This is a genomic window from Veillonella sp. ZSJB6 (assembly GCF_051549505.1).
Lineage (GTDB): Bacteria > Bacillota > Negativicutes > Veillonellales > Veillonellaceae > Veillonella.
On the sequence record NZ_JBPUGE010000002.1, the window covers coordinates 178,520 to 195,394 of the forward strand.

16 protein-coding genes are annotated in these 16,875 nt (G+C 37.8%); 5 read left to right on the forward strand and 11 right to left on the reverse strand.

The genetic code is table 11. From position 1 onward, the window contains the following. Positions 1–180 precede the first annotated feature (180 nt). The 4 genes from ispE (at position 181) to ACSV5T_RS03550 (ending at position 4,909) form a co-directional block, all read left to right on the forward strand. Complete coding sequence (gene ispE / locus ACSV5T_RS03535; protein WP_370815667.1) at positions 181–1,077, forward strand: 4-(cytidine 5'-diphospho)-2-C-methyl-D-erythritol kinase; 897 nt, start codon at positions 181–183, stop codon at positions 1,075–1,077. After that, entirely contained in the window at positions 1,074–1,766 is a 693-nt protein-coding gene (locus ACSV5T_RS03540; RefSeq protein WP_303930933.1) for a GntR family transcriptional regulator, read from the forward strand. The genes ispE and ACSV5T_RS03540 overlap by 4 nt, the downstream gene beginning before the upstream one ends. Positions 1,767–1,911: 145 nt before the next feature. Next, entirely contained in the window at positions 1,912–3,372 is a 1,461-nt protein-coding gene (locus ACSV5T_RS03545; protein WP_105089736.1) for an alanine/glycine:cation symporter family protein, read from the forward strand. Between the two features lie 280 nt (positions 3,373–3,652). Continuing rightward, the gene (locus ACSV5T_RS03550) at positions 3,653–4,909 is read left to right on the forward strand and encodes a Glu/Leu/Phe/Val family dehydrogenase (RefSeq protein WP_295780432.1); all 1,257 of its coding nucleotides are present in this window, start codon (positions 3,653–3,655) and stop codon (positions 4,907–4,909) included. Positions 4,910–4,993: 84 nt separating this feature from the next. On the opposite strand, the gene ACSV5T_RS03555 is transcribed toward ACSV5T_RS03550, so the two are convergent. From ACSV5T_RS03555 to ACSV5T_RS03600, 10 genes are all read right to left on the reverse strand, one after another. Then, positions 4,994–5,485: a QueT transporter family protein gene (locus tag ACSV5T_RS03555; RefSeq protein ID WP_105089738.1), complete on the reverse strand. Its 492-nt coding sequence runs from the start codon at positions 5,483–5,485 to the stop codon at positions 4,994–4,996. 485 nt (positions 5,486–5,970) lie between these two features. Further along, positions 5,971–6,660 (reverse strand): 7-cyano-7-deazaguanine synthase QueC, encoded by a 690-nt coding sequence (queC, locus tag ACSV5T_RS03560; RefSeq protein ID WP_438320303.1) that lies wholly within the window; start codon positions 6,658–6,660, stop codon positions 5,971–5,973. Between the two features lie 70 nt (positions 6,661–6,730). After that, the gene (locus ACSV5T_RS03565; RefSeq protein ID WP_438320304.1) at positions 6,731–7,486 is read right to left on the reverse strand and encodes an exodeoxyribonuclease III; all 756 of its coding nucleotides are present in this window, start codon (positions 7,484–7,486) and stop codon (positions 6,731–6,733) included. A gap of 196 nt (positions 7,487–7,682) precedes the next feature. Beyond that, positions 7,683–7,907 (reverse strand): hypothetical protein, encoded by a 225-nt coding sequence (locus ACSV5T_RS03570; RefSeq protein WP_438320305.1) that lies wholly within the window; start codon positions 7,905–7,907, stop codon positions 7,683–7,685. Between the two features lie 13 nt (positions 7,908–7,920). Beyond that, positions 7,921–8,739: a sulfurtransferase gene (locus tag ACSV5T_RS03575; RefSeq protein ID WP_438320306.1), complete on the reverse strand. Its 819-nt coding sequence runs from the start codon at positions 8,737–8,739 to the stop codon at positions 7,921–7,923. Between the two features lie 214 nt (positions 8,740–8,953). Further along, positions 8,954–9,406, reverse strand: a complete 453-nt coding sequence (locus ACSV5T_RS03580) for a hypothetical protein (protein WP_295780419.1) — start codon at positions 9,404–9,406, stop codon at positions 8,954–8,956. A 130-nt stretch (positions 9,407–9,536) separates the two neighbouring features. Then, positions 9,537–10,082, reverse strand: a complete 546-nt coding sequence (locus tag ACSV5T_RS03585; RefSeq protein ID WP_438320307.1) for a hypothetical protein — start codon at positions 10,080–10,082, stop codon at positions 9,537–9,539. A gap of 56 nt (positions 10,083–10,138) precedes the next feature. Beyond that, the gene (dcm, locus tag ACSV5T_RS03590) at positions 10,139–11,434 is read right to left on the reverse strand and encodes a DNA (cytosine-5-)-methyltransferase (RefSeq protein ID WP_438320308.1); all 1,296 of its coding nucleotides are present in this window, start codon (positions 11,432–11,434) and stop codon (positions 10,139–10,141) included. Positions 11,435–11,515: 81 nt separating this feature from the next. Further along, positions 11,516–12,343, reverse strand: coding sequence for a hypothetical protein (locus tag ACSV5T_RS03595; RefSeq protein ID WP_295780413.1), 828 nt, complete (start codon positions 12,341–12,343; stop codon positions 11,516–11,518). Positions 12,344–12,350: 7 nt separating this feature from the next. After that, a complete protein-coding gene (locus tag ACSV5T_RS03600) occupies positions 12,351–13,736 on the reverse strand; it encodes a Sau3AI family type II restriction endonuclease (RefSeq protein WP_438320309.1) in 1,386 nt (461 codons plus the stop codon). 274 nt (positions 13,737–14,010) lie between these two features. Between ACSV5T_RS03600 and ACSV5T_RS03605 the strand changes: the two genes are divergently transcribed. Further along, positions 14,011–14,946: a DUF3829 domain-containing protein gene (locus ACSV5T_RS03605; protein WP_438320310.1), complete on the forward strand. Its 936-nt coding sequence runs from the start codon at positions 14,011–14,013 to the stop codon at positions 14,944–14,946. Between the two features lie 123 nt (positions 14,947–15,069). Here ACSV5T_RS03605 and ACSV5T_RS03610 read toward each other — a convergent pair whose 3' ends face one another. Next, a complete protein-coding gene (locus ACSV5T_RS03610; protein ID WP_438320311.1) occupies positions 15,070–16,623 on the reverse strand; it encodes an ABC transporter substrate-binding protein in 1,554 nt (517 codons plus the stop codon). Positions 16,624–16,875 lie beyond the last annotated feature (252 nt).

Consider the following 16,875-nt stretch of genomic DNA (forward strand, 5'->3'; position numbering starts at 1 on the left):
TATAAATATTCTATAATGAACTAACTAAAACATACGCTATTTACAATACATTTAGTAATAAAACAATATGCGTATACAAATTCATCATAAACCACTTAATGGTTATTTTCAATCACTTTATAAGAGTATAAAATAAACATATAAATTGCATATATTCTGTATGTTACAAACGAGGCTATCATGAGTAAAAGTTTTGAGCAACTCGGTTGCAGTAAAATCAATATTGGACTTGCCATTACGGGCAAGCGTGAAGACGGATATCACGATATCGACTCTATCTTCCAATCCATTCGCCTTAGCGACTCCATTTATTTTGCGAAGCATCATTCCGTAGTTTTCTCCGGTGGCGCTCCAGAATTACCTGAGTATATGCAAAAATTAGTTACTTACGGTGAAGAAAATCTTGCCCTCAAAGCATTACGGGCAATACAAGCTTATACCGGTTGCAAAGCGGGAGCTGCCATTCACCTATTAAAACGGGTACCTATTCAAGCCGGTCTTGGCGGTGGGAGTGCTGATGCGGCTGCTATGTTAGTAGGTCTCAATCGATTCTGGGACTTGCGCCTTACTCAAGAGGAGCTATTAAAAATAGGCTCTACTCTTGGCTCTGATGTGCCATTTCTATTACAAGGCGGTACAGCACGTGGCACAGGTCGTGGCGAAATATTAACGTACGGAAAATCTCCTGCGCCACATTGGCTATTGCTAGTAAAGCCAAAGGTTTCTGTATCAACTGCAGCTGCTTATGGTCGCTTCACAGGCAAGTCCGTAGCAACAAAACAAACCATCGATACAGTCCAACGACACCTAGAAAACAATGACTTAAAATCAGCATTCCTTGCTAGTGCTAATACATTTGAAGAACTACTCTTCCCTGACCACGAAGAACTTGTCATTTGTAAAGAATTCTTCACTAGCCGCGGCTATCCAACCATCATGACTGGTAGTGGTCCTACTATGGTGGTATTGCTGGATAAACCAATGGAAGCATTACAACTACAAGAAGAAATCAAAGCAGCAGGCCATGATTGGCTATCTCTTATTACAAAAACATGTACACAGGAGGACTTACCATGACAAAACGGTTACAACCAATACGCCTCGATGCGTATAAACCTCTACGCGAAGTCGTAAGTGAAACATTACGTCAAGCCATTCAAGACGGCGTGTTAAAACCAGGCGAACGCCTTATGGAAATTCCTCTAGCTGAAGAACTCGGTGTGAGCCGCACACCAATTCGCGAAGCCATTCGTAAGCTTGAGCTCGAAGGCTTTGTTGTTATGGTTCCTCGCCGTGGCACATACGTAGCCAATATATCGTTAAAGGATATTACTCAAGTATTCGAAATTCGGTCTGCCCTCGAAGAACTCGCAGCAGGCCTTGCAGCAGAACGTATCACTGCAGAAGAAATCGAAACATTAGAACGAATGCTCGTAGAGATTGGCGATCATATGGAAAACAAGGACATGGAATCCGTCGTAGCAGCAGACGTAGAATTCCACGAAGTATTATACCGTGCCTCTCGTAACGAACGACTTGCAGACATCGTGCACAACTTGCGCGAGCAAACTTACCGTTTCCGTAGCTTCTCCATGAATCAACCGGGTCGTCTTAGAAAGACATGGGAAGAACATCGCCAACTCGTAGAAGCTATCGCCTCTCATAACGCAACACAAGCTCGTAAATTGGCTCAGATTCACATGGAACACTCTGAACAGACCTTATTAAAAGGTATGGAAGAATCTCAAGAGTTTATCAAGGCATAAGGAATCTCCTTACCTATAATAGAACAATAAATGACTAACAAATCTCTCACGTTTGTGAGGGATTTTTATTTTACAGACTCTATAGAAATTGATACAATAACATCAATAACTATATAGAATTATTTTATATGAAAGGGGCTTTTTTATGGAAGCAATGCTCAACGATGCTATATCCACCATAAATGGCTATTTATGGAGCTATTTCATCATCTTTATCCTCATCGGCGCAGGTCTCTTCTTTACGATGACAACGAATTTTGTACAAATTCGCATGATCAAAGAAATGATTCGTCTTGTAATCAGTGGTGCTGGTAGTTCTACTGAAAAAAATCACGTGTCCTCATTCCAAGCATTCTGTGTTAGTACCGCATCCCGTGTTGGGGTTGGTAACATCGCAGGTATCGCCATTGCCGTTGTTCTCGGCGGTCCTGGTGCGGTCTTCTGGATGTGGGTTATTGCACTCATCGGTGCTGCTACAGGTTTTATCGAATCTACATTGGCGCAAATCTACAAGGAACCTGTTGCTAAAGGTGGCTTTTACGGTGGTCCAGCTTACTACATTCGCTATGGTTTAAACAACAAAGCATTATCTGTTTTGTTCGCCATTTTAATTAGTATTACATATGGTTGGATTTACAACTCTGTACAAGCTAACACATTGGCTGCATCTCTCCAAGTATTCAACTTCGATGTATCCTATACTGGCGCTGTAGTAGCAATTCTTCTTGGCATTATCATTTTCGGTGGCATTAGCCGCGTTGCTAAAGCATCTGAAATCATCGTTCCAATCATGGCGGTTCTATACATCGCTACTGCATTATTCGTAGTAATTATGAATATTACTCAATTCCCACATGTAATCTACACTATTTTCTCTTCCGCTTTTGAACCTGTAGCAGCAGGCGGTGGCTTGCTAGGCGCCACTGTAATGAATGGTATTAAACGCGGTCTATTCTCTAACGAAGCTGGTGAAGGTTCTGTACCTAATGCAGCGGCTACAGCAGCTGTTAACCACCCTGTTGAACAAGGTCTTGTACAAGCATTCGGCGTATTCCTTGATACATTTATCATTTGTACCGCTTCTGCTTTCATCGTACTCGTCGTTGGCGACTATAGCACAACAGGCTTAACTGGTGTAGCTCTAGTGCAACATAACCTTGAACAACAACTCGGTTCTTGGGCACCTACAGCGGTAGCAATCTTTATCGTAATGTTCTCCTTCAGTTCCTTAATTGGTAACTATTACTACGGTGAAATTAATATCAGCCACTTAACAGATAAGAGATTCTATCTTCATTTGTTCCGTATCGGTGTAATTATCATGACATTCGTAGGCTCTATCGCCTCCCTTGATTTAGTATGGAATTTAGCCGATTTATTCATGGCTTTCTTAGTATTAACTAATATTAGTTCCATCGTACGTATGGGTCGTACTGCAGGTCTTGCTCTTGAAGACTATATTAAACAACGCAAGGCAGGCATCGAAACACCTGTATTTAACCGTTCTGTTCTTAATCATACATACGGTATCGTATGGTGGGGTGACGGTCAAACTACAGACTCTTCTGTACCTCCTACTCCAGTGGAAGATACAGTGGAAAAATAAAATATATTCTCTTATGAGACCGGTGAAAGTATCTTTCACCGGTCTCTTTTTATTTTTTGTAAAAGTATCCATTTATACTGTAAAAACTACAATTTATATCTAACTCTTCGAGTGACTATTATCACAGTAAACATCTATATTCTATACACTTTTTGAACATTAAAAACTATAGAATATATTTATAAAATTAGAAAGGGTATTCTGTATACAATGTCGAATACTTCAGTATGTGTAAAATTAGCAAGACTTCATTTAATCTTATATACAGGAGGTCATTATTATGAGCGGTTATAATCCTTATGAAAACATGCTAAATACGTTAGATGTAGCAGCCGAAAAGCTCGGCTATACTCGTAGTGAATACGAAGTATTACGCCATCCTGAACGGGAACTAAAAGTAGCTGTACCACTTCAACTAGATAATGGTGAAGTTCGCGTATACGAAGGCTATCGTTGCCAACACTCCACATTGCGTGGTAGTGCTAAAGGCGGTCTCCGCTTCCATCCAGACTCCGATGAAAACGAAGTTCGTGCATTGGCTGCTTGGATGACTATTAAAAATGCTATTGCTAACATCCCTTACGGCGGTGGTAAAGGCGGTATCAAAGTTGATCCTAAAACTTTGAATCCTCGCGAATTAGAACGCTTAACTCGTAACTTTGTACGTCGTATTGCGCCAATCATTGGTGTTAATACTGACGTTCCAGCTCCAGACGTAAATACAAACTCTCAAATCATGAGCTGGATCGCTGACGAATACAGCACATTAAAAGGTGAATGGAGCCCTGGTATCGTTACGGGTAAACCTATCGAAGTAGGCGGTTCCTTAGGTCGTAACGAAGCGACTGGCCGCGGCTGTCTCATCGCATTGCAAAGCTATCTCGCTAAGAAAAACTTAGATATCAAAAACCTTACTGTAGCAGTTCAAGGCTTCGGTAACGTAGGTTCCGTAGGTGCTCGTCTCATTGCACAAGCAGGCGCTAAAGTTGTTGCTATTGGCGATGTAAGCGTTAACATCTACAACCCTAACGGTCTTGATGTTGAAAAAGCATACGAATATGCTAACTCTCATGGTCGTTCCCTTGAAGGTTACAGCGAACCAGGCATGACTACAATTGGTGCCCAAGAATTATTGGCTCAACCAGTTGATGTATTGTACATGGCAGCTCTTGAAAACCAATTGAACAAAGACAACATGGAAAATATCCAAGCTAAAATTATCTTGGAAGGTGCTAACGGCCCTACTACTAATGATGCAGATAAATACTTCTATGAAAAAGGTATCGACATCATCCCTGACGTTCTTGCGAACGGCGGCGGTGTAGTTGTATCTTACTATGAATGGGTACAAAACAAAGCAAGCTTCTACTGGACTGAAGAAGAAGTTAATGAACGGTTAACTAAGAATATGCAAAATAGCTTTGAAGCAGTTTGGGAAATGCAACATAAATACAATGTACCACCTCGTCAAGCAGCGTACATGGTTGCCCTTGAACGCCTCGTAGTAGAAACTAAATGGCGCGGTTATAACTGCTAATCCCTTCAACCTCCATAACATTAGCCATAAAAAAGGCGTAAGCTCATATCGAGCTTACGCCTTTTTGTTTGACTATAAATCTTTTTATTTGAAAGCACCTAACAAAGCAGCCATGCTAGGACGGCTGATCAAAGCTTTCACTAAAACAGAACCAAGAACGGCTGGAATTGTTTGACCTACGATGAGATTCAATACCAATGGCCAGTATGGAAGGCCTAGTAATGGGCTGAGCCATAATGGTACACATAGGGCTGGCACAAAGATGATTGGCAAAATTGCCCACCAAGCACTGAGGCCCATCTTGCGCATGCAAACGATGATACCTGTTGTTAAGATACCAACGCCAAAGCCACCTACCATGTCGAGGATACCGAGGCCCCCGAATAAGAAGTTAGAAATGAGGTTGCCAATCCCCATGGGAATCACCAAGAACGGAAAGGCATAAGCAAGTGCATATAATGATGTTGCTATACGAATTTGATACGCCCCGAAGGAAACGCTTTGCGTTAAATAGAGTACAACGATGTACAATGCCACAACCATGGCAGAAATAGTCAATTTACGTGTAGTAATCATAACACTCACCTCCTCAAATAAAAAAAGCATGGCAAAACTACCATGCTAAAAATGCTTATGAATTTCCGTAGTTTTGTTTAGAGACAGGATGGTTTCAAACTGTCTTATTCAGTTGTCGCCTTTAGGCAGTACTAATATATCATATATCTAATATTTTCGCAATTAATTGGGGTTAAGACGGACTTCTATGATCATCTACGATTAGTATTAAGACTGTAAGGTCGGGGTGGCGGTAGATACCTTTCCTCATCGCTCCACTGGCGAACCGGTCATCGGCCTAGGGCCTCGACCTGCCAAAGTCGCTCTTTGAAAAGGTATCTGCCACCACTGCGAATTTAGTAAATCTACTTTTTCCTAATACTAGTGACGTACAAGTCCGTCTAAGCTCAAACATACTATCGTATCTATTAGAATATATAGCAAAGTAGCCGCCTAAGAGGCGACTACTTGTCTAAGCCAGTTTATAGGTGTTGTAGAGCTGAGTGTTATAGAACCGGGTCTTTAACGCCATTTGCTTCAAAGGCAGCTTGTCTGTCGATGCAGGTGCCGCAGTGCCCGCATGGTTTGTCGCCGCCTTCGTAGCAGGACCATGTTAGGTGGTATGGTACGCCAAGGCGTAGTCCTTCTTTTACGACGTCTGCTTTGTTGTGGTTAATGAATGGTGCTTCTAGGGAGCATTCTTTTCCAGATCCTTCAAAGATGGCATCACCCATAGATTTGTAGAAGTGTTCAGTACAGTCTGGGTATGCATTGCCAGCCGCATCATCACTATGGGCACCGTAGTAGATATAGCCACAGTCTAAAGAAAGTGCCAAGGATGCTGCAGCAGATAGGAATAGACCATTTCTAAAGGGTACATAGGTGCTAACGGTACCCTCTCCTTCGGCTTCTTGTTGTTCTTTGTAGGAGCCTTGAGGGATTTCTTCGGTGGATTGAGCTAATAAAGAGCAATTACTGAAGGCAAATAATTTCGTAACATCCATCGTTTTACCTTCAATTCCATAATAACCGAGGATAGATGCAGCGGCTTCCAATTCTTTAATATGTTTTTGACCATATTGAATAGATAGTGGTACGACATTGTCTTTACCAAATCTTTCAATAGCGAGCGCTAAACATGTAGTACTATCTACACCGCCACTAAATAATACGACGGCCTTCTGTTTTTGAGCCATATTATCTCCTTTTAACTATTACAACAGCCCCATCCGTAGATGAGGCTGTACTTTTACATTCACTGAAATTTTATAGATCAATAACCAATTCTACTGGGCAGTGATCAGAGCCAAAGATTTGTTGGTGAATCTTTGCTTCTTGAATTTTGTCGTCAAGACGTTTAGAGGTGATAAAATAGTCAATTCTCCACCCTGTATTCCGCTCACGAGCTTTGCCCATGTAGGACCACCAGCTGTATTGCTCAATTGCATCTGGATAGAGGTGACGGAATGTATCTGTGAAACCAGCACCTAAGAGTTCTGTCATTTTTGCACGTTCTTCATCAGAGAAGCCTGCATTTTTACGATTCGTCTTAGGGTTTTTAAGGTCGATTTCTTGGTGAGCTACGTTAAGATCACCACAGAGGATAACTGGTTTTTTCTTGTCTAATTCTAGTAAATAATTACGGAATGCATCCTCCCAAGTCATACGGTACTCAAGACGTGCTAATTCACGTTGGCTATTTGGTGTATAACAACACACTAAATAGAAGTTTTCATATTCAGCAGTGATAACGCGACCTTCTTGGTCATGTTCTTCAATACCAATGCCGTTAGTTACGGACAATGGTTTAATGCGCGTAAATACAGCTGTGCCACTATAGCCTTTTTTCACAGCACTATTCCAGTATTGTTCATAACCTGGCAACTCCAAAGAAATTTGATCAGGTTGTAATTTAGTTTCTTGTAAGCAGAAAATATCCGCATCCAATTCGTTAAAGGATTCCATAAACCCTTTTGTTACAGCGGCACGTAGGCCGTTTACATTCCAAGAAATTAATTTCAATTCTTACTCCTTATTCTAATAGGGCTATACATACTGATATACTTTGTGAAAGCCTCTATTTTAACCATGTTCTTATATTGCAAAAATTTACTTATGTATACTAGCAATCATAATATTTTATATAGTGTAATAGAGCTTAAGTTAAGTTAATTTAATTAAACTTAACTTAACTATAACTTAACTAAGCTATACGTCACTACTTTTTGTGTTTCTTTGCATGTCTTGCTTCTGCGCGAGCTTTTCGAGCATTCTCATTTGCTTTCAAGTCACTTTCACGCTTTTCACGGAAATAATTTGCCGCTGTAGACAAAACGAGAATTACCAATACAGTCACATTAAACATGCCCGGACCGAAGGTATAGATGTGATAACACAAATAGCCAAAAGCAACAAGGGTTAGTAAATGTTTTAAAATATTCATTTGGCCTCCTGCATTATCTTAATGTTTCTACACCAGTCTTAAGTGGGAACCCATCATAGGTTACCCAGTCACTAGAACTACCAACATATAAGGCAGACTCAAGACCGACTTCACTCATAGTCAATAACGCATTACAAGCCGTTACCCCTGAACCACAATAGGTCACAACAGGTCTATTTTGGTAAATTTCATTATAATACTGGGATTCTAAATCTTTTACAGACTTAGGACCATCTGCGGTATAGCCACTTTCATAAAAATGATTAACAGCACCAGGAATATGACCTGTCATACCATCCATCGTATCTACTTGAGACCCATCATAACGATACGGTGCACGAGCATCAATGATAACATGATCCCCGCTTTCACTAGCCTTAAGAACCTCATCACGGCTCATAACCATATGAGTTTGCAATTCATAGTTAAATACAGTTGGTTCTGTAGGCAATGGAGTAGGATCTTTAGTAAGAAGATGACCTTCCTTAACCCAACGTTCAATACCGCCAGACAACACGCGCACATCAGACAACCCCATATAGCGCAAAGTCCACCAGAGACGACCCGCCAAGAAGAGCCAAGAATCATACACAACGACCTTGGAGTCGCGAGTAATACCATAAGACTCAAAGGTATGAGCCAATTGCTCCATATCTGGCAATGGATGACGACCGCCATGCTGTCCCAAAGGACCTGTTAAATCTTTATCTAAATCTACTGGAAAAGAACCTTTAATATGGCCTTTTTTATAATCTTGATAACCACGAGCATCTAACACGATGACCTCATCGAGATAAGCTAATAATTCTTTAGGAGTGATGAAATTTGACATATGTACTCCTTTCTATGATTATATCGAAAAATACAAATTTGATAATAATATTATATAACGATATGTAACTATGGACAATGAATATCAAAATATAATTTGAACAATACTTATATATGTACAAATACGACTTTAATATTCAAAGTATCCTAATCAAAAATAAAGGGTACGTCTATATAACTATAGGCGTACCCTTATATATGTTAATGTAATTCAATTATAAAAGAAAAGAATTTCCACAACGCAAACATACATAGGTATGCTCCCAGTCACGACGTAATACTGGATAAGTATCTCTATTCCAAACATATCGTTGATATGTTTTATATATTAACAACGCATATGCACCAAAATAAATAATTAGAGAAGCCTCATGCTTGCTTAGACCTGAGATCCAAAGCAACAATACGAGACCGAATTGAATTGCAATCCACCACTTTAAAATATATGTAGCAATTGATTTTTTCATTGGTGGTTTTGCCATCATAGAAAGTGCTGTTTGTTGCGTACCTACTGTATTACCAATACCAACACCAACTCGACCGCCGGCACCAATACCTACACCTGTAGTTACACCATTTACATTAGAAAAACCACCAGCATAAGCAATATTGTAACTTTGAATATTTTCTGATTGGCAGTATGGACATACGTATGCATTCTCACTCATAATTTTCTCTCCTATTATATCTCAAATTCTTATAATCGTTTATATCCTACTTACTGTTAATGAGAAAGCAATGAGAGTCACATTATTTTTAAGGCTAAAAAGTCTCTATCATAGATAGAGACTTTCACAATTAAAATTTCACATTATAATATTTTTTAAATGCTTTTACTGAAATAACATATCCACTTGAAGTTGCATCAACTTTTTCTTTTTTAAATGCCTCAATTGAATCTCCAGAATATATTACATTTCCATTAAAGTCATAAATAGCACTAAATTTGAGACTATTTACAACGCCTGAATCTTTTAACTTTGCTTTTTTTACTGTGGACTTAACCTTTTCTGAAGTATACGGTACTTTTGATAAATTATTTCTTTTTATTATACCTTCTATGGACTTATTATAATCGTAATCAGCTATAGCCTCGCCTTCAGCGATAAAGTTTTCTTTCTTATCAACTGTATATACCTTAAATTTTAAGGTATATTTTGGCGGATTATAAAGAACATTCTGTACAGAATTCAAGTCTAGATAAATATCACTACTACTATCATGACGTTCACGCCAAAACTGTGATGAATTCTGTAATTCACCTAAAGAAATGGCAAATGTTACACTGGAAATACAAACAAAAGCAACTATTAAAGTAAATAATCTAATAAGACGTAACAACATAACTTAACCTTTCTAAAATACTAAAAGAAAAAGAGCTCTATATTAGAGCTCCTTTTTTAGATAGCATCAATTTTTTGAAGCTCATCACCTATACGTTTTACGATGCCAGTCACAAGCGCATTTCCCATGAAGAACATACGCATACGATCAGATACTTCTACTACTTCACCTTTTGCGTTACGTTTATAACGAGTCCAGTCATCAGGGAAATCTTGTAAACGCTCAGCTTCGATTGGTGTAATAAGTCGATATTTACCATCAATTTTTAAAAGATGTGTAGATCGGTTAACACTTCCTTCAGAGGTAAGCATTGTACGCCCCGGTAGTTCAAGAGAGTCATATTCACTCATACCACCTTCAGAGAAGGTATAAATATGACCATTTGCTGCAGTTCGTGTAATTTTCTTAGGCCCACGAAGATATTTAAACTTCTCTAATTTTTCACCATCAATATAGTAATCTTCTGGTACTTGATTTTCTTTAACCACAATCTTTTTCATTGGGATTGGTTCTTCATCCCCTTTTGGTTCAGTTTCAATCGTATAATAGTACCCATTAGTCATAAGACCAGAGTTCCACATTTTACCATCAGAGAAGTTTGCAGATACCTCTGCAATATCTTCATCAAGCTTATTAGCATTAATACGTTTTTTAACAGCTTCATTTTTAACGGGGAACTGACGTCCAAAAAGACCATCTTTGAAGATATAAGGTGCATAACAATCTAAGCGAGCTTTTATATCAGCATCAACAGATAATGTAGCTTCATATTTAGTATGTAATCGTTTTCCCCACTTTGTATCATTTCTAAATACAAAGAAGAATACACGCCGTCTACGTTGAGCACGACCATAGTCAGCAGCATTAATAACACGCCACTCAACAGAATAGCCCAATTGGTTAAAAGCCGCTAGCATAATCGCAAAATCACGACCACGTTGGTTAGACGGAGCTTTCAACAATCGATCAACATTTTCTAAGACTAAATACTTAGGTTTAATGACCTCTGTAGCACGGATAATTTCCCAGAAAAGAACCCCTTTTTTACCTTCAATACCTAACTCATTCTTTTTGCTTCTTGCAACAGAATAATCTTGACATGGAAATCCGCCAACAATCATATCTACACCATTGGCTTTCATTTCCTCAAACTTTTCGTTAGGAATTAAAGCCACATCAGTTGGGATATGTTCCATATCAGGAAATCTATATAAACCTACTTCATAGGCATCTTGTGTCTTGCGAGATGGCTCATATTGGTTTGAATATAGTGTTTGAAAGACTTCTTTAGAAGAATTCTCTAAGCCTACTATAAAACCTCCAACACCATCAAACATGGAGAATATTTTCATTACCTTACCCCTTAATACATCAGTTTTACAGATCCTTATTATAGCAGAAATCTGAAAAAAGATCAAGATCAAATTTAGATATTATTTTGATATGGATTTTCTTACCTCTACGCCTTCAGGGGTAACTACCCAATAACTATTAGCTAAGTTAATTAAATCTTTACGCTTAACAACAATATTTAAAGGTTGTTCATAAAGCGTCTCAGGTAAGGTCAAAACCCATTGAGGATAGTTCTTTGCAATTAAAAGGTTTTCGTTAAACTTTAAATGCATCTTATTAAAATCAGGAATATCATCTAACGCGTTAATCAATGGATCCAATTGGTGTTCTAATTCTAAACGATTCACACCTCGTTTTTGCATCTTTTTACGCAATATATCAGATTTTTTCTCAAAAGTTTTAATATCTTTACTTCCCATAGCACGCATTATGAGCTTTTCTCTGGTCTTAACTTTAGGAATCGATATTACTTCCATTTTTAAAATATCCTCACATGATAAGTTATATTTGTTGGCATCAGATTTAATCCAAAGCCAACAAAGGAAGTAAGCATGAGTCTCTTTATATTTTTCGTTTGTAAGCCAGCCCCGTTTTAACTCTCCACCTTTCATATAGGAAACTTCAAATGCAAATGTTGTTAAAGGTTCATCACTCAAATTGTTCCTGGCATAATGTACGGCAGCCTTTTCATCAATATTAATACATCTTACCTGTTCATCATTACCATCTTCAATTATATATATAATAGTATCGATACCTTTATGTTGTTGATCCAAGGTTGTATTAGAATTAAATGAATCAATTATACCTTCATCAACTAAATAACTATATAAATACTTTTGTAAAAATTCATTTACCGCTCTCTCACTTTTTAAATCACCTTTAAAGGTTGATTTTCTCTCTACCATAATCCCCTCAATTTAACTTCTTTACTATTTCTGCTATATACTCTTTATTTAACCAATAGCATTGTTTTGTTATATATTGTCCATCTGAAAGCTCTACTTGATCTTTGCCATCTCTGGCCTTAGGTCGAATATGGCAAATGCCATTAAAGCTAGCACCTGGTAAATTATTAGATACGCCATTACGTACAGAAGTAAGCTGAACCCCTTCTTCCAATATGGATTTTGTTGTTGCCCAAAGATCTTTGAGCTCATGTTCTATAACAACTTCTGGCATATTCCACAGCATAATTCCTTTTAAATAAGGTTCTCTATTTTTATTTTCCTTTTCAGTCTCATCATATTGAAATACTACAAATAGATATTTTGTATACTCAAAATTTTCATAGAGTTGAGAGTCTTCCCATTCATCGTTAACCCAACGATGAAAATCGATTTGTTCAAAAGACATGTGTTCCCTTGGAATTCCAGTAGGCTCAAGTCGTATAGTTTTAAACTTAATATTTGCTTTACTAAACTCTCTAAGAGATTCTAATTTAGTTCCTTTTACGCCTAACACAGCGCTAATAAGGTTTGCATTAAAAGCCTTATTTTTAGTTACAGGAATATCTACGAGTTTTGCAATTTCAGATACTCGTTTACCAATATACGGCGCGAATCGTTCTTGTAACAATTGTAATGTTGTCTTACTTTTAAGTTCATCAGCATTAAAGAGTGATGGTATTAATTGTCTATCAATAACACGCCGAGCAAATGCAGACATGTAAGAACTTTTAAGAGAAAAGGCACGTTGTTTAGCTGGTATATTAGAAAATGGTTGTTTTCTTACGGACTTAGCATTAACCCCTTTAGTACACGCAGCCAAATACATTGTATCACCTTCTGAAATATTATGGGCCTCACCAGCTTTGATCTTATCTATAATAGTCTGCCAATCTTGTTTTATAATTTCTAAATCCACAGAATCAAAATTATGTAAAACAGACTTTATGATAGGGAAATCCTTTTTATCTAATCCATCTTTATATAAGTAAAATATAATCAATAAATTCTTATTTTTTTGCCAAAATGTTGACTCATAAAAGGAGTCTTTATAGTCTTCTTCATAGTTAATTATATTTAAAACTAATCGCTCTTTTGCAGAGAAATCGTTCTTTTTATTTTCTTTTATAGCAGTAACCTTTAGTTCTAATCCTAAATCAACAAAATCGGCCTCTGCCCTACTATTAACGGCCATTTTAAATAAGCCTTCTTCTAAAACCTGACCTATACCGCCCTTATTCCCCCGACTATCCAACCGATTATTTATATCAAATTCGCCTATCGTTCTACCTTCTGCAGATTGAGCTACACCTAATACTTCTTCAATGGAGTTGTATACCTTATCCGTACTCATTAGAACCCCTCCCATCATATATACATAAATTATATCAAAGGTATTAAGAAATATACCAATTTTACTTTCACAGCCATATTCATCTATATATCGCGAATTATAAATATTAATATATGTTCACATCAAATAATTTCATCTATTCCTTATGATTCTCTGCTCTATACGTCTTTTTTGGGACGTAAGTTTATGATATAATGTAACTAATTACTCTAGGGGCGTAGTGCGCCCAAACGGATCCAATAAGAGTTAGTGTGTTTTCAAGGAGCGTGCGCAGTTGAAAAAGGGATACATCAAGTTAATAGCAGCCGTTATACTTGGCATTGCTATTATCGGTGGTGGGATCTACGGGGTGTATACACTCTTGTCATCCAATACAACGACAATTTTATATCGATCAACCGTTGACGACAAAATCAACGCTATCCGTCCTTACATTGTCGCATTAGACACATATAATTCGTATAGTGTAGCCTATTCTAACCAATTACAACCAACTCTTGAAGAGTTACGTAATGGGTCCCATAACACGACCATAACATTGCCAAAATATAAGGACCTTAAAACAGCTTTAGAGGCTGCAAAACAAGATAGTCCAACTCCATATGAAGATGTAAACCAATCAACTAATGATGTATTAGCGATTCTAGACCAATTAATTCCGGTTGCAGATCAATTGCAAGCCTATTATGTAGAGCGTCGTTTCGAAAAAGATAATTTCAAAGGTAGCGATGAATTAGCTGCACAATATGTACCACTAGCTGAACAATTCTATGCTACATACAATGCGTTAGATTTAGCCTTAGATAATCGTAATAATGAGCTCTATACAGAACGCATGACTGAATATCAAGGTGAAAAACGTGAAAATGCAGTTAACTTCATCGAGTTAAATCTCATGACGGCCCAAACAATCGATCTTATCGATCCAGATGGAAATACGGATACCCAAAAGGTTGAAGCAAACTTGCAACAAATCACGCAACGCATCAACAAATTACAACCTGGTACAACATCAGAAACGCAAAACGCAGTTCGCGAGTATCAAGATTCTGTAAAAGAATTTGTCGCAGAGGCTCGCAACTATATCATCATCAATTCTTCCTACGGCGAAGCATATACACAACTATTTATTAAATATAACAAAATGGTTGGTAAAGCAAATATCGTAAATATGGCAGAACTTGATGCAACAGATCAAAAGAAAAAATAACTAACTACAAAAAATAACTAACTACAAAAAGAGGACTAGCCGTGGCTAGTCCTCTTTTGATATGTCTACAACTACTTTAAATTATATAAACAAGTTTCATTACTATAGGTTTATATAATAAAATTATTTCCGTTTTAAGTCTTTCGTAATGATATAGTATTCAGATGGAGATATCTTAATACCATCGATATTGTTATTCCCTACAATATTAATCTTAGGATATCCAAGGAAGAGTGCTATCGAATCATCTAGCATCAATTGTTGTGCATTGATCAACGCATTACGACGCACTAATGGATCGTTGGCACTTTCACCAAGAGCTAACAATTCATCGAAACGTGGATTGGAGAATCCAGAACCATTTGCCTCAGCACCGGTCCCCCAGTATTGTTTCAAGAACCATACAGGTTGGCCCGTATTAGCAGTAACTACACTAGAGATGAGCATATCGTAATCCCCAGATTGCGCCAATGTATCAATCACAGCATAGTCTATGATTTTAATTTGTAAATCTACACCGATTTTTTTGTAGTCCGCTTGTAATGCCTCTGCATATAATGGCAATTCAGGACGAGATGTATAGGCATAGAAATCAAGCACTAGGTTTTCACCATCTTTATCTACAATCCCATCACCATTTGTATCAATATAACCTTCACGTTTAAGTAATTCTTTAGCGCGCTCTACATTATATTTATTAGGATCCCGCAATTGATTGAATCCATAATCAATGGACGGTGGCAATGGAGCCTTACCGGCAATAAAGGTATCCTTCATAAGGTTCTTTGCATAGGACTCACGATCCGCTCCGGCAATGAGGGCCGCTCGAAGATTAGCATTCTTAAGCTTGCCTTTTTGGCTCATCCGAACGAATACATCACGTAAGGATGATTCTTCATAAATAGTAAATTTCTTATCGTTTTGGAAGATACCATATTCGCCAGGTCCAATGCTAACGGCCATATCTACATCACCCGCTTGCAATGCCATAGCTCGTGTATTGGCATCGTTAATAGATGGAATTTCAACCTTAGCAAAGCCTGGCTTGCCATCCCAGTAGTTATCATTCCGTGCTAGCTCAGCACGCTCTTTTGTAAATGATGTCACTACATAAGGACCAGTACCAATAGGACCTTCCTTCGCAATATCACGACCATTTGCCTCAGCCGTAACATCCATAATCAAGAATAATGGATCTCCCAACAAGTTTGGCAAATTATAATAAGGCTTATCGGTCTTAATTGTGAGCTCTTGACCATTAGCCGTCATTTCAGTGTAATTAAAGAATGTTTTTGCCCGTTTACTCTTCGCAAAGGTTCGTTCCAAAGACGCCTTTACGGCCTCAGCAGTAAGAGCATTACCGTTAGAGAACTTAACCTTATCGTTGATGGTGAAAGTCCAAGTCAGCTTATCATCACTTTGCTTCCAAGAGGATGCTAACCAGGGTTTAACATTCATGTGATTATCAAATTTTATTAGAGTTTCTCCTACACCATATCGTACAACAGCCCAGCTAAAATAGTTTTCTGTTGGTTCTAATGTACCTGCAAAGCTAATAGCCCCTACCTTTAATACATCATTAGATGAATCGGATGATTGATTCATGCAGCCTACAGTACCAAGGACCGTAATACCAAGCATCATACCAATCAGTAATGCCTTACGTAATCCTTTCATTCACACACCTAACCTTTCTCTATAAGTATATGTATATGTATATGTATATCATTTCATATGAGCATATTTTAATTATACCCATAGGGGTATATTGCTTAGTCAACTATACTATATATTTAGCGTTAACACAATCATTTTTGAGAAAATTTTCGATATATTTATGTAGAAGAAAAAATTATCCGCATAATAAATAATAGATAATATAAAAATAGCAGTTAACCAAATGGCTAACTGCTATTTTATATAATCAAA

Excerpts from the sequence above, each read along its gene's own strand:
- ispE (WP_370815667.1), top strand. The coding sequence starts at position 181 with ATGAGTAAAAGTTTTGAGCAACTCGGTTGCAGTAAAATCAATATTGGA.
- ACSV5T_RS03540 (WP_303930933.1), top strand. The coding sequence starts at position 1,074 with ATGACAAAACGGTTACAACCAATACGCCTCGATGCGTATAAACCTCTA.
- ACSV5T_RS03545 (WP_105089736.1), top strand. The coding sequence starts at position 1,912 with ATGGAAGCAATGCTCAACGATGCTATATCCACCATAAATGGCTATTTA.
- ACSV5T_RS03550 (WP_295780432.1), top strand. The coding sequence starts at position 3,653 with ATGAGCGGTTATAATCCTTATGAAAACATGCTAAATACGTTAGATGTA.
- ACSV5T_RS03555 (WP_105089738.1), bottom strand. The coding sequence starts at position 5,485 with ATGATTACTACACGTAAATTGACTATTTCTGCCATGGTTGTGGCATTG.
- queC (WP_438320303.1), bottom strand. The coding sequence starts at position 6,660 with ATGGCTCAAAAACAGAAGGCCGTCGTATTATTTAGTGGCGGTGTAGAT.
- ACSV5T_RS03570 (WP_438320305.1), bottom strand. The coding sequence starts at position 7,907 with ATGAATATTTTAAAACATTTACTAACCCTTGTTGCTTTTGGCTATTTG.
- ACSV5T_RS03575 (WP_438320306.1), bottom strand. The coding sequence starts at position 8,739 with ATGTCAAATTTCATCACTCCTAAAGAATTATTAGCTTATCTCGATGAG.
- ACSV5T_RS03580 (WP_295780419.1), bottom strand. The coding sequence starts at position 9,406 with ATGAGTGAGAATGCATACGTATGTCCATACTGCCAATCAGAAAATATT.
- ACSV5T_RS03585 (WP_438320307.1), bottom strand. The coding sequence starts at position 10,082 with ATGTTGTTACGTCTTATTAGATTATTTACTTTAATAGTTGCTTTTGTT.
- dcm (WP_438320308.1), bottom strand. The coding sequence starts at position 11,434 with ATGAAAATATTCTCCATGTTTGATGGTGTTGGAGGTTTTATAGTAGGC.
- ACSV5T_RS03595 (WP_295780413.1), bottom strand. The coding sequence starts at position 12,343 with ATGGTAGAGAGAAAATCAACCTTTAAAGGTGATTTAAAAAGTGAGAGA.
- ACSV5T_RS03600 (WP_438320309.1), bottom strand. The coding sequence starts at position 13,736 with ATGAGTACGGATAAGGTATACAACTCCATTGAAGAAGTATTAGGTGTA.
- ACSV5T_RS03610 (WP_438320311.1), bottom strand. The coding sequence starts at position 16,623 with ATGAAAGGATTACGTAAGGCATTACTGATTGGTATGATGCTTGGTATT.